The following is a 21602-nucleotide window of genomic DNA, read 5'->3' as shown; positions in this document are numbered from 1 at the left end:
ATATATACAATAGAAATGTAACATAATATTGATTCATCTTCGGGGCAGGGTGTAATTCCCGACCGGCGGTAAAGGAACTTTTTTTCCAAGCCCGCGAGCTTAACAGCTGATACCGGTGTGATTCCGGAGCCGACAGTATAGTCTGGATGGGAGAAGGTGAAGGTGCGGCCATCTTTTTGTGTTGTCCACAAAAAGGGTGCTAGTTTAATCATGGGTAAATAGGATATTTTCTCCTTTTAACTTGTGAAGATTTCGAGATGAATGCAGCAATAGATGCAAGTAAGTGAACACCAGAGTGTCCTAAAGTTAGACACATATTGATGTGAACGAGCGAAGCTGATGACGTATTGCGACATGTATCGGAAGCGAAACGTACCTTTTAACTCCTTAAAGCCTATTTGCTTTAGGGATTTTTTGTCGACATATATAGGATGGAACGGCCTTTCCTCTTTTGAAGTGAATCGCAAAAGGAGAGAGGAACAAATGACAAACAAGAAATTACGTAAGATGATTTTGATCGCGATACTAGGGAGTATTTCAACTGTTTTGATGCAGTTTAACTTCCCGTTACCTGCATTACCGGCATTCCTGAAAATTGATTTCAGTGAGATTCCTGCCGTTCTGGCAATCATGACTATGGGACCTGTAGCTGGAATATCGGTTGAATTGCTTAAAAATATTATGCACTGGTTCATGTCAGGGAGCCCGACTGGAGTACCTGTAGGAGAACTTGCAAACTTTGTAACGGGAGTACTCTTTATACTACCTATCTATTTCATCTTCAATAAATTCCGGACGGCTAAAGGCCTTACGGTCGGTCTGATTGCTGGAACAGTTGCGATGGCAGTCGGCATGAGCGTCCTGAACTATGTATTGTTCTTGCCAATGTACGGTTACTTCCTTAATATGCCGGCTATGTCAGGTGATGCATTGTACTCAATGATTGTATTGGGAATCTTACCATTTAACCTTGTCAAAGGTGTTATTCTAATGGTTATTACATTGCTACTTTTCAATAGTATGCAAAAATGGATTGCTCAACAGCGGTCACAATTAGCTTCTTAAATTACAAATGTCACGAGTCAAACTACTATATATAGAGAAAAGCCGTACCGGGAAGTTTTACCGGTACGGCTTTTCTATGTATTAATTAATTTAGTGACCTGAAGGTGAGTTCAGCGCGTTCAACACTGCATAGGACATGCTTGTGGAGTAATCTAGTGTAGTTGGGTCGGTATGGTATTTCCGACGTCAACTGAGAGGCGCAGAGCTAGTAATACTGGTTGGTGTATGTCGACTACTAATTTGAAATTAATCTTCGTATTTTAACGCATCGCCATCAAATGGTGCATCGGCAGTCTTGATTGAATCGGTTGGACAGCCATCGAAAGCATCTTCCAAATCTTCCATTAGTTCTTCTGGAACTTCCGCTGTACCCGTGTTATCATCGAGGATAACGTAAGCAATCCCCTCGTCATCATAATCGTATATATCTGGAGCAGCTGCTCCACACGCCCCACATGCGATGCATGTATCTTGGTCGACGATTGTATATTTAGGCATAGTCTTTTTCTCCTCTTTTCTCCGTACAAAAAATTTACTTCATAATCCATTCTAATGATGTTGACAAGAGTTTTCAACAAAAAACGTTTGTTTATCGGAGGAATTCAAAATGAATCTATTTTCAATACTATTAACCATCATAAGTAGAATAGATGGGGAACGCAAAATCTATGCGGGTTTTCACCTATTACGCGGCAAAAAATCGGGTCAGACTTTGCAGGATGTCGAATATTACGGCTTAAAAGAATTCTTTGGCATTTTACCAAAATTGTCGTTAGAAGAGTATAATTTAGTTGCTCATCAATTGGCGGATCAAGAACTTATTTTAACCATGAATGATTCATACGTCAAGTTGACTGAACAGGGAAATGCCAAAGTTGCAAAAATTCAATCTTACCAATTTAACGGTTGGGACTATAGAGGTCGTGAAATGATTTTTTTTGGAAGGTTATCGCTTACAGTTCAAACGGTCTCTAATTTTAAGGCAGGTGAAAAGTCTTTCATGCCAGTTCAAAAAGACCGCGATATCCAGCACTTTGTAAAATCTTTCTTACATACTTTGCCTATTGGCGATCCTGCGTTTTCTCGCTTGCTTAGCGAAGAGCTTCGCGTTTGCTTTACACGAAGCGGAATAAACGACATTCAAAAGCAAGTTATCACCTATCGATTGAGCGGTTTTAAAATGAGCGGATGGACTTGGGATCAATTATCGGATACTTTGAAACAAAATCCATTTGACATCCGTCTACTTTTTATAGAAGCATTACATATGTTACTAACTGTAATCTTGAATTCATCCGATTTGCCTTTGTTGCGAAAATTAGCTGAAAATGTCAAGGTTTCGACATACTTGACTGATTCGTCAGTAAAAACGAAACAGCTTTTTATCCGTGGACTATCGATTGAAGACATAGTCAATGTACGTAAATTGAAAACAAGTACGATTGAAGATCACTTCGTCGAAATGTCTATTAATGACTTAGAATTCCCTCTAACTGATTTTGTTTCAGAGGAAGATGTAGTGGCAGTCATTGCGAAAGTTAGTGAATTTGGAACACGAAGACTTCGAGTGCTGAAATCGGAATTCGAGCACTTGTCCTATTTTCAACTACGACTAATTCTAGGTGCTCGGACTGGAGTGGAATGCTAGTGGAGATTCACAAAATTTTGAAAGAGAAATTTGGTTTTGACCAATTCAGGACGGGTCAAGAGGAAGTGATTCGCGATGTAATTGCAGGTAAAGACACGGTTGCCATTTTGCCTACAGGCATTGGGAAATCCCTTTGCTACCAACTACCAGCATATGTCTTTGAAGGAGTAGTCTTAATCGTTTCACCCTTGGTTGCTTTAATGGAAGACCAAGTGGCCATCATGAAAAGAAATGGAGAAAAACGAGTGGTTGCTTTGAATTCATTCCACACTTATTCTGAAAAGACACGAATAATGAATGAGTTGCAGCATTATAAATTTATTTTTATTTCACCTGAAATGCTGTTGCAGAAAAAAGTGACTGCACTACTCCGCACTTTGAATGTGTCGTTATTCGTAGTGGATGAGGCGCATTGTATATCGCAATGGGGATTTGATTTTCGGCCAGATTACTTACGGATTGGGGAATTGTTCGACGGTGTGGCGCGTCCGGGTATTTTGGCTTTAACGGCTACAGCGGATGATAAGGTAAAAGCTGATATTTGCCATTATTTACAGTTACGGACACCAATCATCCATCAGCAATCACTTGACCGTCCGAATATTTCATATTCGATTATTAAAGTTGACAACGGGATGATGAAAACGGATTGGATAAGAAGTCGTATAATTGAAACACAGGGTCCTGGAATTATATACGTTGCTTCAAGAAAACGTGCGGATGAACTTTCAGCAATCCTCCAGACGGACGGTGTATCAGTCGCATCTTACCACGCTGGTAAAGAACAAGAAGATCGTGCATTTATCCAAGAGCAGTTCATTATTGGTGAAATTAGTTGGATTTGCGCTACAAATGCTTTTGGGATGGGTATACATAAGAATGATATCCGCCAAGTAATCCATGAACATGTGCCCCAGGCCATTGCAAGTTATATTCAAGAAGTTGGAAGGGCAGGCCGGGACGGTAAACAATCTGCTGCAACATTGCTTTTTTCTCCAGAAGACGAATCGAGAACACGGTTTATTGTTCAAGATGATATACCACAAGAAACTGAAATTCGGCATTATCAACAGCTTCTAGTGAACAATGTTTCACCTAATGAGGCTGCAGAATTAGCGCGAATCAGCGAAACAGGAAAACGTGTCATGGATTACTATATTGAACGTATGTCAATCGAAGACGTTATTATTCGGATGAATGAGTTAATAAGGGAAAAAGAGGCACAGCTACAGACGATGCTTCGACTAATCCACTCAGATCAATGCATTCGACACGAAATTTTACGTTTTTTTGGTGAGAACTGTGAAGTGAAACCTCAATATTGTTGTTCAGTTTGCAGAACTGCAGAATTTATAGGGACTGTTGGACAAAAGTCGATTCCATTCGATAAACGAACGATGGATTGGGATCAAAGACTAGCTGTACTTCTTGGATAATAGCTTGGTTTCTCAAAAAAAGTTCACTTAGTATGAGCCTTCAGCTAGTCAAAAGGTGTCCTAAATTCGTCGCGTCCTGCAGGCACAAGCTCAATTCAAAATCTGGACATCTTTTCCAAGATGAAAGCGTAGCGGCAGTAGTGATTTCACCAATGTGTATTTGATTTTTACGACAAAACTCGTCATAATAGAAGAATAGTACGATGCGATAGGAGAATGTGGCGATGAAAAAAGATGATTACAAGACTGAATTCGAAGAGCACAGGAAAGAAATCAGTTTAGACGAAGGTTCAGAAGTTGGAGACCTTCCATCGCGTACGGAATTACACAGGAAAGGTCGGAAGCCAAAAAAGAAATCCGGCCATTTGATGATTAACATAGTTCTTGGACTATTTACGCTGATTCCAGTACTCATTTTAGTTTATTTCATTTCTGATTTTTATTCCCCTGGTGATATGACATCTGCAAAAGGTGGCGAAACGGGTATACGCTTTGAAACTAGTAAGGAAGCGGCCGATAAAAAAAATGATGCCACCGATAAGGATATTGCAATTGAGGCCGAGGATGATGAGAGTAAAACAGATAGCAAAGATGATGGGGATAGTACTAGTAAACCGGTGAGTGGAGCGGAAAAGCCAGTAGTCAAAGCCGATCCAATACCTGAGAAGAAACCGGTAGTGAAACCTGAACCTAAGCCAGAAAAGAAACCTGAACCAAAACCAGAAAAAAAACCTGAACCAAAGCCAGAGAAGAAACCTGAACCAAAACCAACTGCTAAAACGCATAAAGTGGGCAGTAATGAGAATCTCTATCGTATTTCACTGAAATATTATGGCAATGGAACAGGTGTAGATAAAATTAGAAATGCGAATGGCTTGTCTTCAAATGAAATTAGTGTGGGCCAGACGCTCGTTATTCCTTGATAAATAACATTCTGGAAGAAGGCAAAGTGTACTTGCTTTGCCTTTTTCCTATGAAAGGTGGGGCATGATTACGGTCAATAAAACAATTAAGTTATTAGTATTAACTATAGTCGGCTTCATCACATTCATGTTTATGAGCGCCAGAAGAAGGAACGTTGTTCACCATAGCATGAACATAGAAAGTCAAAGTTTACTCGACAAAAGGCTATCGGTATTTTTCATTTCTGATATTCATAGGCGTAAAATCGATGATAAGCTACTAGCTGAAATTCAATTCGAAAATACAATTGATGTGGTTATCATCGGCGGGGATCTTGCCGAAAAAGGTATCCCATTAGCGCGTGTCGAGAAGAATATCCGTCAGTTAGCCAGTTTAGGTCCGTTGTTTTTTATCTGGGGGAACAATGACCGTGAGGCAGGAGAAAAGCAAATTAGGGATATGATTAGCCGCTACGGAGGGAAAATCCTTGATAATGAAAATGTAGCAATTCCTGGTCATTCAAAGTGGGGGATTGGTGGAACAGATGATCCATCTAGCGGGAATGTCGATATTGATTCTTCTCTTCAATCCATCGAACAGTATGAAAATGTTATATTTGTTACACATACGCCTTCACTTTTTAGGAAAGTGGAACAGCTTTATCAACCTCGTATATTGCTGGCTGGACATACACACGGAGGTCAAATTAGAATCGGTAAATACGGTCTGGAAGACAAAGGATCCTTCCGCATCAAGAATGGTCGGGCAAAGCTTATCAGCAATGGATATGGCACTTCTAAGATACCGTTGCGTCTAGGGGCAGAGCCAGAATGTCATATTATTGCAATCAGATACACTTGAACCGTCCTAAAGGAGCGAAAGTTAAAATGATACTAAAAGATGTAATTGTGATAGGGGGAGGACCATGTGGTCTTTCAGCGGCAATTGAATTGCAAAATAAAGGTCATGACGTACTTGTTATTGAAAAGGGTACTATTGTGAACTCGATTTATCATTATCCAACGCATCAAACCTTTTTCAGTACCAGTATTAAATTATCCATTGGGGATATTCCGTTTATCACTGCAATAGATAGACCAAAGCGAAATGATGCGCTTGTCTATTATCGTAAAGTAGCTGAATTTAAAAAAATACCCATCAATAATTACGAAAAAGTGGAAGACGTCACTAAGGTAGGTCAAGACTTTCGCGTTTTAACAGACAAAAACGAATACCTAGCTGCAAACGTTGTTGTTGCGACTGGCTATTATGACAATCCAAATCGATTGGGAATTGAGGGGGAGGAACTTCCGAACGTTTTCCATTATTTTAAAGAAGCACACCCTTACTTCGGAAAGAAGGTTGTTGTCATTGGAGGTAAGAACTCATCCATTGACGCAGCGCTAGAATTGGAACGTGCCGGCGCACAGGTTACCGTAATTTATCGGGGTTCTGACTATTCACCGAGTATCAAACCATGGATTTTACCGGGATTTGACAGTCTTGTCCGCAGTGGTGACATTGATATGCATTTTAATGCGGATATACTCAAAATCACTAACTCATCTGTTGTGTTTGAAAAAAAGGGAGAGACATTCGAATTCGATAATGATTTTGTCTTTGCGATGATTGGCTATCATCCTAACTACGCTTTTTTGGAGAAAATAGGTATTAAAATTGATAAAGAAAGTGGACGTCCCACTTTTGATGAAGAAACGATGGAGTCGAATGTGGAAGGGCTCTTTGTAGCGGGGGTAATAGCAGCTGGAAATAATGCCAATGAAATTTTTATTGAAAATGGAAAGTTTCATGGTGACATAATCGCGCGAGCAATCGAAATGAAGAAAAACGAGAAATGAAAAAGGCTACTCTTCACCTGTTTAGACCAGGTGAAGAGTAGCCTTTTTCGTTGCTTAGGAAACTACTGCGAACATAGTTCTAGCAATAGTTTTAAACGCGCTTTCTGACCACTAAGTCCGTGTTCGAAACGCACACCCATTTTACTCAACATTTTCCCTCCTCCTTCATAAGCATAAATGTCTTGAGCAATTCCGTTGAAGCAACGGGAAACTAGAATAATTGGAAGGCCGTCAGAAAGGAGCTGTCTGATTCCTGTGATTAGATCAGACGGAACATTGCCCTGTCCAAGTCCCTCGAGAACCAAGCCGTCATACCCGAGTGAGGCGATTGATATTAGCAAGTCTGAATCCATTCCCGCATAGACTTTGAACATTGCTACCTTTTTAGTGATTTTCACTATTGGGAGATACGTTCGGGAAAGTGGCGCATGATGAAAATGAATGTCCGACTTCGTTACGATACCGATTGGACCGTATTGAGGACTTTGGAAAGTTGATACGCTACTACTATGAGTCTTTGTCACGTTAGTCGCTGTATGGATTTCATCGTTTAGGACGACGAGCACACCTTTTCCGATGGCGTAGTCTGAAGCTGCAACCCTGACAGCAGACATCAGATTGTAAACGCCATCCGATCCGATTTCATTGGAAGAGCGCATGGCACCTGTTAATACAATGGGGATGCTGAAATTCGTTGACAGTTCTAGGAAATACGCAGTCTCTTCAAGTGTGTCCGTGCCATGGGTAATGACTACGCCATCGAAGTGACTGTCCTCAATATGTCGAGAGATTAATTTTTGCAGCTCCAACATCTCTACGGGTGTAATGTGAGGGGAAGGTAAATTAAATGCTTCCACTTCTGTAATCGTAGCGAAATGTTGGATGTTATATATTTCTAATGCTAGTGGATTGGTCGCACTTAACATAATGCCACCCGTTGTGATATCTAGTTCCATCGAAATTGTGCCGCCTGTATGTACGAGTAGAATGTTTTTCAGCATTTTAGTTCCTCCTGTTTAAGGGAATTGATGGTATAATAAAGCGGAAATGGAGGCCAGCCTATGTTCATTTTGCTTACCGTAGCGATTGCGCCGGGATTGGCGCTCTTCAGTTATTTTTATTTAAGAAAACAAATTGCAAAAGAACCATCTCTGACATTATTTCACACATTCTTATATGGTGCTATCATGACTTTCCCAATATTGTTCATTCAACATGTTTTCGAAGAGGAAAACATTTTTTCTAACTACTTCTTTCGAAATGTAGTCTTTACCAGCGGTCTTGAAGAGTTTTTTAAATGGCTTATCCTTCTGTTAGCGATTTATCGTCATGTAGAATTTGAAGATGCTTATGATGGAATCCTTTATGGTGCCAGCGCATCCTTAGGTTTTGCAACAGTTGAAAATATTATTTATCTCTTAACATTTGGAACTGATACAGCTTTTCTCCGTGCTTTACTGCCAGTTTCAAGTCATGCCCTTTTCGGTGTTGTCATGGGTTATTATTTTGGACGTGCTAAGTTTGCAGTTGAAGCACACGTTAATAAGTACTTATTTTTAGCATTACTAGCTCCATATGGTCTTCACTTCATATACAATGGCATCCTTGCCGTAGATGATTTGTGGCTGTATCTGATTATTCCTTTTATGTTATTTCTATGGTGGTTTGGCTTAACACGAGTTAAATATGCACATTCGTTCGCAATGCAACAATTCAGACGTAAAACCCGAATGAACACAAAATGATTCAGCAATTGCTGAATCATTTTTTTGTTTTGCTAATAATAATGATGATTTTGGACAAACTGATTTAAAAGGAGGAATGAACTTGAAAAAAATGATTATCCGCATGATTACAATCGTCCTTCTCCTCGGAAGTGCATATGCTGCATCTCCCGGTCAAATTGAGGCATTCAGCACGCAGAATGTTGCGCGAGGAGCTTTCGGAGATGACGTTATCGAACTGCAGTCAAGACTTCAGTATATCGGTTATTACACTGGGACAATTGATGGGAAATTCGGTTATGGAACCTATTGGGCTTTACGTAACTTTCAAGAGGAATATGGACTTCCAGTTGACGGAATTGCAGGGTTGCAGACAAGAAAGAAATTAGTGGATGCATCTAATTATGATGAGAAATTCGTTAAAGATAATATGAATAAAGGAAATAAGTTCACTCATTACGGAAGTAAGCCACTAGCATCTCAAGTGGATAAAGGTGCAGGCAAAAAAGAGAATGTTCAATTACCTGCAAAGTATTCGGATGCAGATCTTAATCTGATAGCAAATGCGGTTTACGGTGAAGCGAGGGGCGAGCCATATGAAGGCCAGGTAGCAGTTGCAGCAGTCATTTTAAACCGCATAGAGCATCCTGACTTTCCGGATACTGTAGGTGGCGTAATTTTCCAACCACTGGCCTTTACTGCTGTTGCAGATGGTCAAATATGGCTGACTCCCAACGAACGAGCAAAAGAGGCGGTCCTGGATGCGATTAATGGCTGGGATCCGTCAGAAAACTCGATTTACTACTTTAACCCTATTACAGCAACAAGTGAATGGATTTGGTCGCGACCACAAATAAAGAAGATTGGGCTGCATGTATTTTGCCATTAAGGACTAACATTTGAACACGAAAGGAGGATAGGGCAAATATAGTGGGAATAACAAAAGGCTCCTGCTGTTATTTGCTGATTTATGAAAAAACTGATGTTTGTTTTGATATACTCTGTAGCAGCACTTTCAATTTTTTCTTATACTAAAGCGACTGAAAATAAAGAGCTATCCATAGCCTTAAGCAACCAATATGCTAATAAGATGACTGATGCGTCGAAGAAGCTGGAAGAATTAGATATTGCGGTGAAGAAAACGTTATTATTTAATGAGACAGAAGGCTCATCTGAAGCACGGGAGGACATTTGGCGCTTATCATCTGATATAAAAAACTCAGTATCCTCTCTGCCGATGGATCCAAGTTTTTCTACATCCTGGATGAATTATCTTGGACGACTTGGCAACTTTGCAAAGGAAACTGACCGTTCAAAGGATAATGCTGAATATCACCGAGTAATGAAATTAGCCTCCAAGAATCTAAGTTCCATGTCGGATGAGTGGCAAGTTGCAACTGCAGGCATGGTGAGCGGCGATTTGTCGGTTGATGGATGGAATAAAAGACTCGATAGTGCAAGTGCTGGACATGATTGGACGGGAATGGGCACTGCTGTAAAGCAGTATACAGAAAGTGATTTCCCGCTCACGGCAAGTGAGTCGGATTCGATGAAAAAGAAAGATCTTAAAGAAATAGAAGATCCGAAAGTTACAAAAGAACAGGCTGTTACCAACTTTAAAAAATTGTTCCCACACCTATCAAACGAAACCATTGTTGTAGAAAAAAGCCAACCAGGATCTCCCTATCCGTTTTATCATATTCGTTTCGCGGAAGATGAGTCTGTCGGTTACATCGACATCACAGAAAAAGGTGGCCATGTCTTATCATTATTAACGGAAAGACCTTTTGGAAAAGAAAGCCTTCCGTTTGAAGACTTGAAAAAGAAAGCTGAGTCGTTTTTAAAAGATGCGGGGTATAAGGATCTTGTTTATGAAGAGGCAAGGGAAAATAATACAGCATGGCATATGGTGTTTGTTCGAGTAGAACCTGAATATGGAGCAAAATTATTTTCAGATATCATTCATTTGAAAATCGCCAAAGATAATGCAGGTATAGTCGGATTGGATGCTTCTGAATATGTACGTAAAGAGAAAACTTCGAAGCAACCGATAACGAAAAAGGATTGGAAATCATTTTTCCACACCAACGTAACGATTGTCAAAGAAGAATATGCATATGTTGAAAATAGTCAGTTGGAACAGCGACTTGCACATTATATGACTGTCACATTAGATGAAAATGGTGAAACAGGTACGTATGCTGTTATTGTCGACACTGAAACAGCCGAAGTAATTAAAACGGAAAGGTTACAGTAAAATAGGCATTGGATTTTCCATCTTGTCATGACATAATAGGATGTATGACATATAGATGGCAGGTGTTACATGTGCTACTTTCGATAGGGACAATTATTGTTATTGACAAGGATTTTACTAAAGATGGTGAAAAGTTTAAAAGTAAAGTGGTCGATATGAGTGATGGGTACGTGATGATTGACTATCCAACTCATATTGAAACCGGACGCACTTCATTCTTCATGGATGGAACGCAGTTACAAGTGAACTTCACTGATAGCACCAAAATTTCATATGCATTTCGGACAGAAGTAAGTGGTCGCCTTAATAAAGGGATCCCCATGCTGAAATTAACCTATCCTGGTGATGATCAGCTCATTAAGATACAAAGACGCCAATTTGTAAGAGTAGAATCAGCAATAGATGTCGCTGTGGAGAAAAATAGCCTATTCAGCCAATATGTCGCTGCAGACTTAAGTGCAGGCGGTATCGCACTTTTTTTGTCAAACTTCACAACACTAGTCGCTGAGGAAGTCGTATCGTTAATTATCGTATTACCGTTCAATAGTCACGATATTAAGTATGTTAAATTATCTGCAAAGGTCGTCAGAGTATGGGAGAAAGATGGAAGAATAATTGCTTCGCTGGAATTTGAGAAAGTAAATGCATTTGTGCGTCAATCCATCATTCGGTTCTGCTTTGAACGACAATTGCAAATGAGAGATTTTAAATAGAATTAAATGGGGGAAAGTCCGTGATAAAAGGGCTTTTCTCTTTTCATTTTCATGACTAGCGCGCCGAAGGGAAATGGTTAATTCAAAGAAAAATACAAATTCCGCGGCTTTTACCTTTTCTTTCACAACCTAACAAAGGCGCTGACGTCATACTTATGATACAATGTTTTCGAATTGATTACGGGGGTTTGAGAAATGACAAAAAGAATAAAAATCGCGATTGACGGTCCGGCTGCTGCTGGAAAAAGTACAATTGCCAAAATTACAGCTGAAAAACTAGGTTATACGTATATTGATACTGGAGCAATGTACCGTGCACTTACGCATAAGGCATTAGACTGCAACATAAATAGTAATGATGGAATGAAACTGGAGAAATTACTTGAACAGATTGAAATCGTTCTATTACCATCACCGGTAGGTCAAGCCATAATTGTTGATGGTGTAGATGTATCTGAATCCATTCGCTCACAACTGGTAACTGCCAATGTGTCTGCCGTTGCTGCTCACAGTGGTGTTAGATGCCTAATGGTCGATAAGCAACGGCAATTAGCTGAAGGAGTCGGTGTTGTCATGGATGGCCGTGATATTGGGACAGCTGTGTTGCCAGATGCGGAACTCAAGATTTTTATGACTGCGTCTGTCGAAGAAAGAGCAAGGCGGCGTCATATTGAAGATGAACGTCGCGGTTTCATCACTTCACTTGAACAACTGAAGGCTGAAATAAGCGAACGTGATCGTGCGGATATGGAGAGAGAGGTATCTCCGCTGAGACAGGCAGAAGACGCCGTTCTTATTGACTCGACTTCCATGACCATCGAGGATGTGGCGAAAAAAATTAGCGAACTGGCCGAAAAGAGGATGCGTTTATGAATTTATACCCACTAGGCAAATTTCTGTGTAGCACTATTTTTTATCCGCTATATAGAATTAAAGTGATTGGCAAGGAAAACTTTCCCAAAGAAGGAGGCGTTCTTCTCTGTACGAACCATATTGAGAATGTCGATCCGCCTGTTGTAGGGATTACATGTCCACGACCTGTTCACTTCATGGCGAAAGAAGAACTTTTCAAATTGCCAGTATTAAAAAGTGTCCTGCCACAAGTGAATGCATATCCGGTGAAACGCGGGATGAGTGATCGAGAGGCGTTTCGTAATACACTTAAAATCCTGAAATCAGGAAAAGTGGTCGGAATGTTTCCTGAAGGCACACGGAGTAAGACGGGCGAACTTGGCGAAGGCCTTGCGGGTGCAGGATTTTTTGCTTTGAAAGGCGGAGATGCTGTCGTTGTTCCTTGCGCAATTATAGGACCTTATAAAGCATTTAAAAGATTAACAGTTGTCTATGGAAAACCGCTTGACATGACGCCTTACCGTGAAAATAGGACGTCGGCTGAAGAGGTTACAGAAGTTATAATGAGTGAGATCAAAAACCTTCTCGAACAAAATAAATGAACAAAATAAGGGTAAATTTTTGTTATTATGAATCGATTCGCATAATATGGAAGTAAGATTCTTTATGAAGGAGGTCTACATAATGACTGAAGAGATGAACTTAGAAACAGAGAACAACTACAATGAAGGTGACCGTGTTACTGGAAAAGTGACGAAAATCGAAGACAAATCGGTGACAGTTGAAATTGCGGGAGCTCCGTTTGATGGTGTTATTCCAATCAGTGAACTATCAAGCCTTCACATTGAGACGGCTTCGGATGCGGTTGCTGAAGGTGATGAACTTGAACTTATTATTATGAAAATCGAAGAAGATAATTATGTTCTTTCAAAACGGAAAGTCGACGCGGAAGATGCTTGGGGTTCACTTGAAGAGAAATTTAACTCAAAAGAAACAATTGAAACGGAAGTGAAAGACGTCGTTAAAGGTGGATTAGTAGTCGACCTGGGCGTACGGGGCTTCATACCAGCATCACTTGTCGAAGATTATTTTGTCGAATCTTTCGAAGAATATAAAGGTCGGACAATGACTTTCAAAATTGTTGAAATGGATAAAGAGAAAAACCGACTAATTCTATCCCACCGTGCGGTTATTCAGGAAGATAAAGAATCGCAAAAAGGTGAGATACTGGATGGTCTTAAAGAAGGCGAAATACTTGAGGGTACTGTCCAACGTCTTGCAGCATTCGGTGCTTTTGTCGATATTGGAGGAATTGATGGACTTGTCCATATTTCACAATTGTCACATGATCATGTTGAAAAAGTGTTGGATGTTTTAAAAGAAGGCGATAAAGTGAATGTGAAGGTTTTGTCAATAGACCGTGATTCAGAACGGATATCGCTTTCCATTAAAGACACTTTGCCTGGTCCTTGGGAAGGTATCGAAGAAAAGGCTCCAAAGGGAACGAAACTTGATGGAACCGTGAAAAGACTTGTGTCATACGGTGCATTCGTGGAAGTGTTCCCAGGCGTCGAAGGTCTTGTTCATATCTCGCGTATTTCCCATCAGCACATCGGTACGCCGCACGAAGTGTTGCAGGAAGGTCAAAAGATTGAAGTTAAAGTGTTGGAAGTAAATACACAAGAGAAGCGACTCTCTTTGAGCATTAAAGATCTTGTAGAAAAAGAAGATAATAATTCATACGGTAGCTATGAAATGCCTGAAGAAGCTTCAGGCTTCTCAATGGGAGACGTCATTGGTGATCAGTTGAAGAAGTTTGCTAATAGAGACTAATTGGGATGGTAATATAGCCTCGCTTTCAAACAATTAGCCCGATTTGGATCCCTGGAAAACGAACAAGTGAACATTATGAACGAGTATTTATATGGATGATGGTGCTTTTACGGGCATCATCGTCTTTTTTTGTGTATAATATGCAGAAGATAAGCTGGAAGGATGTTAGATTATGAATAAACCAACTGTAGCGATCGTCGGTAGGCCGAACGTCGGGAAATCGACAATATTTAACCGAATCGTTGGTGAACGTATTTCAATCGTAGAAGATGTAGCAGGAGTTACCCGTGACCGTATTTATAGTTCAGCCGATTGGCTCGCGCACGAATTCAACCTGATTGATACTGGTGGAATCGATATTGGAGATGAACCCTTCCTTGAACAAATCCGGCTACAAGCGGAAATTGCAATAGATGAAGCGGATGTAATCATTTTCCTCGTGAATGGCCGTGAAGGGGTAACGGATGCAGATGAACAAGTCGCCAAAATATTGTATAAAACGAAAAAACCTGTCGTTTTGGCAGTGAATAAGGTTGATAATCCGGATATGCGGGATATGATTTATGACTTCTATTCCCTAGGATTTGGTGAACCTTATCCGATTTCGGGTTCACATGGACTAGGACTTGGAGATTTGCTTGACGCGGTAGCAAACGACTTTCCTGAGCCCGGAGCTGAAGAAATTGAAGATGATGTAATTCGGTTTTCATTAATCGGCAGACCGAATGTTGGGAAATCATCACTTGTTAACGCATTTTTAGGCGAGGAACGAGTTATCGTTAGTGATATCCCTGGCACGACAGTAGATGCCATCGATACTGCTTATGAATATGATGGGCAAAAATATAAAATTATCGATACTGCAGGTATGCGTAAAAAAGGTAAAGTATACGAAAATGTGGAGAAATATGCTGTTCTTCGTGCATTAAAAGCCATTGACCGTTCCGATGTCGTTCTCATTGTTATAAATGGGGAAGAAGGTATTCGTGAAATGGACAAGCGAATTGCCGGTTACGCGGAAGATGCAGGAAAAGGCGTCCTTTTTGTTGTCAATAAGTGGGATGCTGTTGAGAAAGACGATAAAACAATGAATAAGTTTATAGCGGATATCCGAGATAATTTCTTATTCCTAGACTATGCACCAATCGCTTTTGTTTCAGCTAAAACGAAACAGCGCGTAAATACTTTGTTTGAAAAAGTTAAGTTAATAAGTGAAAATCATGCACTGCGAATCCAATCGAGTGTCTTGAATGAAGTAATCGAAGATGCGGTTGCAAGAAATCCAGCGCCTAATAATAAAGGACGTAGACTGCGCATCTATTACGTGACGCAAGTAGCCGTTAAACCGCCAACTTTTGTCGTCTTTGTGAACGATGTTGAAATTATGCACTTTTCTTATGAGCGTTTTTTACAAAACCGTCTACGGGAATCATTCGGCTTCGAGGGAACGCCAATCCGGCTCATAACACGTGCAAGAAGCTGACCGGATTTGGAGAAGAAAGGGTGTCTGTATGAAATGGAAAAAGTAACTGTTATCGGCGCCGGAAGCTGGGGGACAGCAATTGCTTTTGTCTTAGCAGAAAATGGTCATGACTGTTTACTCTGGGCGAGACGTTCTGACCAGTCTTCCGAAGTGAATGAAAATCATACGAATCATTCATATTTACCGGGTATTTCTTTACCGGCCAATTTGACAGCAACATCTGACTTGGGAAAGGCTATGATGCATGGGGATACCATCATCATAGCTGTTCCAACAAAAGCAATTCGTGAAATCTGTTCAGAACTGAATACTATGGACATCAATCCGAAATTGATTGTTCATGTTTCAAAAGGCATTGAGCCTGATTCTTTGAAGCGAATTTCCGAGATGATTTCGGAGGAACTGGATTCCACTAAGAGAACCGCTATTGTTGCGCTTTCTGGTCCAAGCCATGCGGAAGAAGTTGTGCTGCGTCATCCGACGACAGTGACGGCTGCTTCTCTTGATTTAGACGCTGCGGAAAAAGTTCAGGACTTATTTATGAACAATTACTTCCGTGTCTATACCAACCCCGATCTCCTAGGTGTGGAAATTGGAGCTGCGCTTAAAAATGTTATAGCGCTCGCTGCCGGTATTTCTGATGGCCTTGGTTATGGTGACAACGCCAAAGCTGCGCTTATTACAAGAGGCTTAGCAGAAATTTCTAGACTTGGCGTTAAGATGGGGGCAAATCCTTTGACGTTTTCAGGCCTAACGGGTCTAGGAGATTTGATTGTCACTTGTACAAGTGTTCATTCACGTAACTGGAAAGCAGGTAACATGCTCGGTAAAGGAAATAGTCTAGATGAAGTTGTATCAGGCATGGGAATGGTCATTGAAGGTGTCAGAACAGCTAAAGCTGCCCATCAGCTTGCAGCCCAGTACGGGGTCTCCATGCCGCTCACAGAGGCACTGTATTCTATTCTATTTGAAGACATACCACCGAAACATGCTGTTGATCAATTAATGACTCGCATGAAAAAACAGGAAGTGGAAGATCTCTTCGGTACAAGGTAATTCTTTAACTATACGAAAGGAGGACTTAAATTGTCCTCAATGGATAAGATGTGGCTATCGTTTTATGCAATGGGATTCATGTTCATTTCTATGGGTCTTATTTATGTAAGCCGACATAAGCTTAAAAATAAAATAATTAAATTTCTACTAGCGCTAATCGCTTATTCTTTGTTGATTTTCGCATTTTTTGCGATGATTTATCTTGTGTTTAATGGCCCGACAGGAGGAGCATGATGAAAAAGTCAGTAAAAAGAATCAGTTTACTCCTGATGTCTTCATTTATTTTTGTTTTATCAGGCTGTATGTACCCTTCAGAAAAAACAACTGTACAGGAAATTCCTTACGCCGATCAGCTGGAATCAATGCAAAAAGCAGTAGATGCCTTCCAACAGAATTCGGGAGGACTATTGCCTATCAAAACACGTGAGCTTGAAACAGATATTTATATCAAATATCCCATTGAGTTCGCTAAACTTGTTCCTGCATTTACAGAAAAAATACCATCTAATGCTTATGAAACAGGTGGCATTTACCAATATGTGTTGACAAACGTTGAAACGGACCCAACTGTTAAGCTCGTTGATCTACGCTCAGCTGAACGTATTCGTGACTTGAATTTGCGAAAAAACATTAATGGCAAAGTTTCATTCAAGGATGCGGTCGGTGACAATGTTTATGCTGTTGACTTCAAAGCGATGGGTTTCAAAGAGCCGCTGACGGTCCCTAGCCCCTACTCGGAAACTATGTTGCCACTGGTAATCGGAGGGGATGGCATATTTTACATCGATTATTCAATTGACTTGAACCGGATTTTGAAAGAAGAAAAGCCGGATGTTAAAGAAGGCGAAGATATCCGCTATCTACTAGCAGATAATAATCCGGTTTTACCGGCCTACTCTCTCCCTTATACGGTGAATGAAAAGAATGAACCTATATTTATGAGGAATTCAAAATAAAAAACGTTTCATGCTACGTGCATGAAACGTTTTTTATTTACATAAACTAATATGCGCATATAAAGGAGGACGATGGATGAAAGAAGAATTATATGAAAACTTGGCTAGACGTACAGATGGAGATATTTACATTGGAGTCGTTGGTCCTGTTCGTGTAGGGAAATCTACATTTGTTAAAAGGGTGATGGAAGAAGTTGTGATTCCGAACATGACGGACGCGGCGGACCGAATACGAGCACAGGATGAACTTCCACAAAGTTCACCTGGACCCGTGATCATGACATCAGAACCCAAATTTGTACCCGCTCAAGGGACTTCGGTTTCGGTAGGGGATGGAGACTTAAAGTTTCAAATCAGGCTTGCTGATTGCGTGGGCTATGTCATAGACGGTGTTAAAGGGTATGAAGACGAGGATGGACCGAAATACGTTCACACGCCTTGGCACAACGAACCAATACCTTTCGAGGAAGCTGCCCGCATCGGTACCGACAAAGTAATTCGGGATCATTCCACAATTGGAATTCTGGTTACAACGGATGGAACGGTCAATAATATTCCAAGAGCTGCAGCTGAAGTTGCAGAAGCGGAAATCGTTACTAAACTACAGGATATCGGTAAGCCGTTCGTCATTGTGCTGAATTCTAAAATGCCAGCGAATGAAAAAACAGTCACTCTGAAGCAGGAGTTGCATGAGAGATATGGTGTTCCTGTTATCGCTATCAGCGCAGACCAGTTGAATGCGCAGGAAATTCAGCTCATCTTAAAAGAAGCACTGTATGAATTCCCAATTTCGGATATCGAAATACAAAAGCCGGATTGGATGGATGTGCTGGGAAGTGAGCATGAGTTGAATGCTAACATTGACAGGGTTATAAACGAAGGATTCTTGGAAGCTTCGAAAATTCGTAAAGTTCAAGAATTGGCAGAAAAACTGAAAGAAGAAAAGTATGTTAAAAATGCTGATGTTATTGAAGTTGATGCGGGCAAAGGGAAAGCGATTGTGAAAATCGATATGGATGAACAGGCTTTCCGTGAAATTTGTGAAGAAATCATGGGACAGGAGATTGGTTCAAAAAAAGACTGGTTATTGTTTGTTAAAGATGCTGCAAAAGCGAAAAAGTCATATGAAATGTATTCGGAAGCAATTGATACAGCTAGAAAACAAGGGTACGGTGTCGCACTTCCGACAATTGATGATTTCAATCCATCACCACCAGAATTAATTAAACAGAACAACTTTTTTGGTGTCCGTATGAAAGCAACAGCACCTTCACTTCATATCATCAGGGTCGATATGGAAGCTGAATTTTCGCCATTAATCGGATCTGAATTTCACAGCCATCATTTATTGAAAGAATTGAAGAATGCATATTTACATGACAGAGAGGCGTTATGGGAAACCCAATTATTCGGAACGCCACTACATGAAGTCATGAAAGAAAGCATTCGTTTTAAAACTGCATCGGTTCCGATGAACGCACGAAAACGTCTGCGGGAGACGATTGAGCAGATGGTTAACGATGGTAATAAAGGTATGATTACATTTATCGTATAAAGGAAAAAGATCCGTCAAAAACGGATCTTTTTCTGTTTTTCGCCCTTAAAGTGCATGATATTGGCAGTTTCGCGATAATATTGTTGCGTCAGAGATTTTCTTGTGATACTCTTTTTACAGTATTAGAAGCTAGCTAATGCCCTTTGAGAGGAGGTGAATGGTGTGAATAAAACAGAATTGATTACCTCTGTAGCTGAAGCAGCAGAATTAACTAAGAAAGATGCTACAAAAGCTGTCGAAGCTGTATTCGATACGATCCAGTCTACTCTTGCTGAAGGTGAGAAAGTACAATTGATCGGTTTTGGTAACTTCGAAGTTCGTGAGCGCGCAGCACGTAAAGGTCGTAACCCGCAATCTGGAGAAGAAATCGATATCGCAGCAAGCAAAGTTCCCGCTTTTAAAGCTGGTAAAGCGCTTAAAGACGCAGTTAAATAATCTTTGAATTTACATAGGAGTCCGTCCATAGCATCTGTTTTTCAGATGCTTGGGGCGGACTTCTTTCCAATTTCCAACTAAAACACAACATATAAAGTAAAGGAACTGTACGGAGTCGAGTGAGTGTGCTACTATTTTTGTTGGAATAACTTTATATCCGATTGGGGAAGATTCGTATGAAGAATGTTGTCGATTATGAGAAAATAGAGAAGGCAGTTTCAATGATTCTCGAAGCAATCGGTGAAGATACCGAGCGTGAAGGTCTCATAGATACGCCGAAGCGGGTTGCGAAAATGTACGCCGAGATGTTCGAAGGCTTAAATAAAGATCCTAAAGATTATTTTGAAACGGTTTTCAACGAAAACTATGATGAAGTAGTACTTGTGAAAGATATACCGTTTTACTCGATGTGTGAGCATCATCTTGTGCCGTTTTTTGGTCACGCTCACATTGCATACATACCGCGTGATGGTGTTGTCGCTGGTCTTAGTAAACTAGCGAGAACTGTTGAAACAACTGCAAGGAGACCTCAACTTCAGGAACGTATTACATCCACTGTGGCAGATACCTTAATGGAGATGCTGAATCCGGTCGGTGTTTATGTCGTAATCGAAGCTGAACATATGTGTATGACTATGAGAGGGGTAAAAAAACCCGGTTCCAAGACTGTAACTACAGTAGCGCGTGGTATTTACGAAAATGACGATGTTAAGCGCGCGGAAATCCTATCTCTTATCAAGATGTCCTGAGACCTTTGCGGGCAACTCCTTTTCTATGATATGATAAAACCGTTAAAGATTAGACAGGAGAGGTGAAAATGACACAAACCGACTATATCGTAATTAAAGCTAAGGAAGACGGTGTCAATGTAATCGGTTTAACTCGTGGGAACGACACGAAGTTCCATCATACGGAAAAGTTAGACCGTGGTGAAGTGATGATCGCACAATTTACTGATCATACGTCAGCCATGAAAATTCGTGGAAATGCAGACGTTCATACCGCATATGGTGTCTTAACAAGCGAAGGGAAAGACTAATTCGCTTGATACAATTTTCATTAGACGTCATTGAATGGAGATTCGACGATGGAAATACAAAAAACTAAAGCACATATTGAAAATTATATACTTGAAGTTGAGCGATCAATTTACGAGCCAATTATAGATAGAGATGTAGGGCGAATGTCCGTAGACTCTATCAAATCTTTCTTTCTACTTTTGCCTTTGTTAAACGGGGAAAGATGGAATGATCGTGTAAATACTGCAGCAGTTGCGGTCGGTGCAGTACATGCAGCGTTTGATGCGCATAATTCAATCGATGTTTCCAACGCCACGTCGAGACAGCAACAACTTAAAGTATTGTCAGGAGACCATTTTAGTGGTGTTCATTACCGGCTTCTAGCTTCTCTCCCCGATTTCGGTTTTATCCGTTCATTGTCTGAAACAATCGGTCGAATTAACGAGAAGAAGGCAACTTTTCATAACCGTTTACCGGACAGTCCGGATAAACTGGTGGAAACCGTACGCATTATCGAAGCAGGATGTATAACGGATTTTTTACTTACATTTGGATTTTCGGATTACGTCCCCATTGCAAGTGCAGCATTGCCGCTTATGTGGCTTGAAGGTATTAAATCAGATGGTACAACTAATTGGGAATACAATTCGAGTAGCGGGTTGAAGTCTCACAATATGGAAATAGCGATAGAACACCTTAGTACTGAATTGCAAGTAGCGGTCGACTCGGCTGATTTCCTCGAACCTTTCTTACAGCAGAAGATCCGTGATTTTTCGGTCCCGCTCCTTGGTAAACTGAATTGAGAAAA

At 40.6% G+C, this 21602-nt stretch carries 24 protein-coding genes and 1 riboswitch; of the genes, 22 read left to right on the top strand and 2 right to left on the bottom strand.

All coding sequences use genetic code 11. The features are described from left to right. Nucleotides 1–31 precede the first annotated feature (31 nt). Nucleotides 32–162: riboswitch (FMN riboswitch) on the top strand. Between the two features lie 321 nt (nucleotides 163–483). Continuing rightward, a complete protein-coding gene (locus AC25Y5_RS12320) occupies nucleotides 484–1065 on the top strand; it encodes an ECF transporter S component (protein ID WP_482101903.1) in 582 nt (193 codons plus the stop codon). Nucleotides 1066–1311: 246 nt separating this feature from the next. Here AC25Y5_RS12320 and AC25Y5_RS12315 read toward each other — a convergent pair whose 3' ends face one another. Beyond that, a complete protein-coding gene (locus AC25Y5_RS12315) occupies nucleotides 1312–1563 on the bottom strand; it encodes a ferredoxin (protein ID WP_340795973.1) in 252 nt (83 codons plus the stop codon). 109 nt (nucleotides 1564–1672) lie between these two features. Between AC25Y5_RS12315 and AC25Y5_RS12310 the strand changes: the two genes are divergently transcribed. From AC25Y5_RS12310 to AC25Y5_RS12290, 5 genes are all read left to right on the top strand, one after another. Then, nucleotides 1673–2713: a YpbB family protein gene (locus AC25Y5_RS12310; RefSeq protein WP_488140555.1), complete on the top strand. Its 1041-nt coding sequence runs from the start codon at nucleotides 1673–1675 to the stop codon at nucleotides 2711–2713. Then, the gene (locus tag AC25Y5_RS12305) at nucleotides 2713–4149 is read left to right on the top strand and encodes a RecQ family ATP-dependent DNA helicase (protein WP_488140554.1); all 1437 of its coding nucleotides are present in this window, start codon (nucleotides 2713–2715) and stop codon (nucleotides 4147–4149) included. The genes AC25Y5_RS12310 and AC25Y5_RS12305 overlap by 1 nt, the downstream gene beginning before the upstream one ends. Nucleotides 4150–4373: 224 nt before the next feature. After that, nucleotides 4374–5072, top strand: coding sequence for a LysM peptidoglycan-binding domain-containing protein (locus tag AC25Y5_RS12300; protein WP_488140553.1), 699 nt, complete (start codon nucleotides 4374–4376; stop codon nucleotides 5070–5072). Nucleotides 5073–5136: 64 nt separating this feature from the next. Beyond that, nucleotides 5137–5913, top strand: a complete 777-nt coding sequence (locus AC25Y5_RS12295; protein WP_488140552.1) for a metallophosphoesterase — start codon at nucleotides 5137–5139, stop codon at nucleotides 5911–5913. Nucleotides 5914–5939: 26 nt separating this feature from the next. Further along, complete coding sequence (locus AC25Y5_RS12290) at nucleotides 5940–6911, top strand: YpdA family putative bacillithiol disulfide reductase (protein ID WP_488140551.1); 972 nt, start codon at nucleotides 5940–5942, stop codon at nucleotides 6909–6911. 62 nt (nucleotides 6912–6973) lie between these two features. On the opposite strand, the gene AC25Y5_RS12285 is transcribed toward AC25Y5_RS12290, so the two are convergent. Next, a complete protein-coding gene (locus tag AC25Y5_RS12285; protein ID WP_488140550.1) occupies nucleotides 6974–7912 on the bottom strand; it encodes an asparaginase in 939 nt (312 codons plus the stop codon). Between the two features lie 60 nt (nucleotides 7913–7972). Between AC25Y5_RS12285 and prsW the strand changes: the two genes are divergently transcribed. The 16 genes from prsW (at nucleotide 7973) to AC25Y5_RS12205 (ending at nucleotide 21597) form a co-directional block, all read left to right on the top strand. Then, on the top strand, nucleotides 7973–8656 hold the full coding sequence (gene prsW / locus AC25Y5_RS12280; RefSeq protein ID WP_482101896.1) for a glutamic-type intramembrane protease PrsW: 684 nt from the start codon (nucleotides 7973–7975) through the stop codon (nucleotides 8654–8656). Between the two features lie 76 nt (nucleotides 8657–8732). Continuing rightward, the gene (sleB, locus tag AC25Y5_RS12275) at nucleotides 8733–9524 is read left to right on the top strand and encodes a spore cortex-lytic enzyme (RefSeq protein WP_488140549.1); all 792 of its coding nucleotides are present in this window, start codon (nucleotides 8733–8735) and stop codon (nucleotides 9522–9524) included. A 93-nt stretch (nucleotides 9525–9617) separates the two neighbouring features. After that, complete coding sequence (locus AC25Y5_RS12270) at nucleotides 9618–10892, top strand: PepSY1/2 domain-containing protein (RefSeq protein WP_488140548.1); 1275 nt, start codon at nucleotides 9618–9620, stop codon at nucleotides 10890–10892. Between the two features lie 71 nt (nucleotides 10893–10963). Beyond that, nucleotides 10964–11605 carry a flagellar brake protein gene (locus AC25Y5_RS12265; protein ID WP_488140547.1) on the top strand — a complete coding sequence of 214 codons (642 nt, stop codon included), beginning with the start codon at nucleotides 10964–10966 and terminating at the stop codon, nucleotides 11603–11605. A gap of 195 nt (nucleotides 11606–11800) precedes the next feature. Continuing rightward, nucleotides 11801–12478, top strand: a complete 678-nt coding sequence (gene cmk / locus AC25Y5_RS12260; protein ID WP_488140546.1) for a (d)CMP kinase — start codon at nucleotides 11801–11803, stop codon at nucleotides 12476–12478. Continuing rightward, on the top strand, nucleotides 12475–13059 hold the full coding sequence (locus AC25Y5_RS12255; RefSeq protein ID WP_482101891.1) for a lysophospholipid acyltransferase family protein: 585 nt from the start codon (nucleotides 12475–12477) through the stop codon (nucleotides 13057–13059). The genes cmk and AC25Y5_RS12255 overlap by 4 nt, the downstream gene beginning before the upstream one ends. Before the next feature lie 82 nt (nucleotides 13060–13141). After that, nucleotides 13142–14290, top strand: a complete 1149-nt coding sequence (rpsA, locus tag AC25Y5_RS12250; RefSeq protein ID WP_488140545.1) for a 30S ribosomal protein S1 — start codon at nucleotides 13142–13144, stop codon at nucleotides 14288–14290. 172 nt (nucleotides 14291–14462) lie between these two features. Then, nucleotides 14463–15773, top strand: a complete 1311-nt coding sequence (gene der, locus AC25Y5_RS12245; RefSeq protein ID WP_488140544.1) for a ribosome biogenesis GTPase Der — start codon at nucleotides 14463–14465, stop codon at nucleotides 15771–15773. Between the two features lie 33 nt (nucleotides 15774–15806). After that, nucleotides 15807–16829 (top strand): NAD(P)H-dependent glycerol-3-phosphate dehydrogenase, encoded by a 1023-nt coding sequence (locus AC25Y5_RS12240; protein ID WP_488140543.1) that lies wholly within the window; start codon nucleotides 15807–15809, stop codon nucleotides 16827–16829. Between the two features lie 39 nt (nucleotides 16830–16868). Continuing rightward, complete coding sequence (locus tag AC25Y5_RS12235; protein WP_482102019.1) at nucleotides 16869–17063, top strand: DUF2768 domain-containing protein; 195 nt, start codon at nucleotides 16869–16871, stop codon at nucleotides 17061–17063. Continuing rightward, entirely contained in the window at nucleotides 17063–17785 is a 723-nt protein-coding gene (locus AC25Y5_RS12230; protein ID WP_488140542.1) for a hypothetical protein, read from the top strand. Before AC25Y5_RS12235 ends, AC25Y5_RS12230 begins: the two co-directional genes overlap by 1 nt. A gap of 76 nt (nucleotides 17786–17861) precedes the next feature. After that, the gene (gene spoIVA / locus AC25Y5_RS12225) at nucleotides 17862–19340 is read left to right on the top strand and encodes a stage IV sporulation protein A (protein WP_482104447.1); all 1479 of its coding nucleotides are present in this window, start codon (nucleotides 17862–17864) and stop codon (nucleotides 19338–19340) included. Nucleotides 19341–19502: 162 nt separating this feature from the next. Then, complete coding sequence (locus AC25Y5_RS12220) at nucleotides 19503–19775, top strand: HU family DNA-binding protein (RefSeq protein WP_482101885.1); 273 nt, start codon at nucleotides 19503–19505, stop codon at nucleotides 19773–19775. A 176-nt stretch (nucleotides 19776–19951) separates the two neighbouring features. After that, entirely contained in the window at nucleotides 19952–20524 is a 573-nt protein-coding gene (gene folE / locus AC25Y5_RS12215; protein WP_488140541.1) for a GTP cyclohydrolase I FolE, read from the top strand. A gap of 68 nt (nucleotides 20525–20592) precedes the next feature. Next, nucleotides 20593–20814, top strand: coding sequence for a trp RNA-binding attenuation protein MtrB (gene mtrB / locus AC25Y5_RS12210; RefSeq protein ID WP_482101883.1), 222 nt, complete (start codon nucleotides 20593–20595; stop codon nucleotides 20812–20814). A 48-nt stretch (nucleotides 20815–20862) separates the two neighbouring features. Then, nucleotides 20863–21597, top strand: coding sequence for a heptaprenyl diphosphate synthase component 1 (locus tag AC25Y5_RS12205; RefSeq protein WP_488140540.1), 735 nt, complete (start codon nucleotides 20863–20865; stop codon nucleotides 21595–21597). Nucleotides 21598–21602: the final 5 nt, after the last annotated feature.

It is taken from the genome of Sporosarcina sp. Y1011 (assembly GCF_057669885.1).
The sequence above is the reverse complement of the archived record's forward strand: the minus strand, read 5'-3'. Positions and strand labels throughout refer to the sequence as shown.

What these genes read in the sequence shown, in the direction of transcription:
- AC25Y5_RS12320 (WP_482101903.1), top strand. Translation starts at nt 484, where the DNA reads ATGACAAACAAGAAATTACGTAAGATGATTTTGATCGCGATACTAGGG.
- AC25Y5_RS12315 (WP_340795973.1), bottom strand. Translation starts at nt 1,563, where the DNA reads ATGCCTAAATATACAATCGTCGACCAAGATACATGCATCGCATGTGGG.
- AC25Y5_RS12310 (WP_488140555.1), top strand. Translation starts at nt 1,673, where the DNA reads ATGAATCTATTTTCAATACTATTAACCATCATAAGTAGAATAGATGGG.
- AC25Y5_RS12300 (WP_488140553.1), top strand. Translation starts at nt 4,374, where the DNA reads ATGAAAAAAGATGATTACAAGACTGAATTCGAAGAGCACAGGAAAGAA.
- AC25Y5_RS12295 (WP_488140552.1), top strand. Translation starts at nt 5,137, where the DNA reads ATGATTACGGTCAATAAAACAATTAAGTTATTAGTATTAACTATAGTC.
- AC25Y5_RS12290 (WP_488140551.1), top strand. Translation starts at nt 5,940, where the DNA reads ATGATACTAAAAGATGTAATTGTGATAGGGGGAGGACCATGTGGTCTT.
- AC25Y5_RS12285 (WP_488140550.1), bottom strand. Translation starts at nt 7,912, where the DNA reads ATGCTGAAAAACATTCTACTCGTACATACAGGCGGCACAATTTCGATG.
- prsW (WP_482101896.1), top strand. Translation starts at nt 7,973, where the DNA reads ATGTTCATTTTGCTTACCGTAGCGATTGCGCCGGGATTGGCGCTCTTC.
- sleB (WP_488140549.1), top strand. Translation starts at nt 8,733, where the DNA reads ATGAACTTGAAAAAAATGATTATCCGCATGATTACAATCGTCCTTCTC.
- AC25Y5_RS12270 (WP_488140548.1), top strand. Translation starts at nt 9,618, where the DNA reads ATGTTTGTTTTGATATACTCTGTAGCAGCACTTTCAATTTTTTCTTAT.
- cmk (WP_488140546.1), top strand. Translation starts at nt 11,801, where the DNA reads ATGACAAAAAGAATAAAAATCGCGATTGACGGTCCGGCTGCTGCTGGA.
- AC25Y5_RS12255 (WP_482101891.1), top strand. Translation starts at nt 12,475, where the DNA reads ATGAATTTATACCCACTAGGCAAATTTCTGTGTAGCACTATTTTTTAT.
- rpsA (WP_488140545.1), top strand. Translation starts at nt 13,142, where the DNA reads ATGACTGAAGAGATGAACTTAGAAACAGAGAACAACTACAATGAAGGT.
- der (WP_488140544.1), top strand. Translation starts at nt 14,463, where the DNA reads ATGAATAAACCAACTGTAGCGATCGTCGGTAGGCCGAACGTCGGGAAA.
- AC25Y5_RS12240 (WP_488140543.1), top strand. Translation starts at nt 15,807, where the DNA reads ATGGAAAAAGTAACTGTTATCGGCGCCGGAAGCTGGGGGACAGCAATT.
- AC25Y5_RS12235 (WP_482102019.1), top strand. Translation starts at nt 16,869, where the DNA reads ATGGATAAGATGTGGCTATCGTTTTATGCAATGGGATTCATGTTCATT.
- AC25Y5_RS12230 (WP_488140542.1), top strand. Translation starts at nt 17,063, where the DNA reads ATGAAAAAGTCAGTAAAAAGAATCAGTTTACTCCTGATGTCTTCATTT.
- spoIVA (WP_482104447.1), top strand. Translation starts at nt 17,862, where the DNA reads ATGAAAGAAGAATTATATGAAAACTTGGCTAGACGTACAGATGGAGAT.
- folE (WP_488140541.1), top strand. Translation starts at nt 19,952, where the DNA reads ATGAAGAATGTTGTCGATTATGAGAAAATAGAGAAGGCAGTTTCAATG.
- mtrB (WP_482101883.1), top strand. Translation starts at nt 20,593, where the DNA reads ATGACACAAACCGACTATATCGTAATTAAAGCTAAGGAAGACGGTGTC.
- AC25Y5_RS12205 (WP_488140540.1), top strand. Translation starts at nt 20,863, where the DNA reads ATGGAAATACAAAAAACTAAAGCACATATTGAAAATTATATACTTGAA.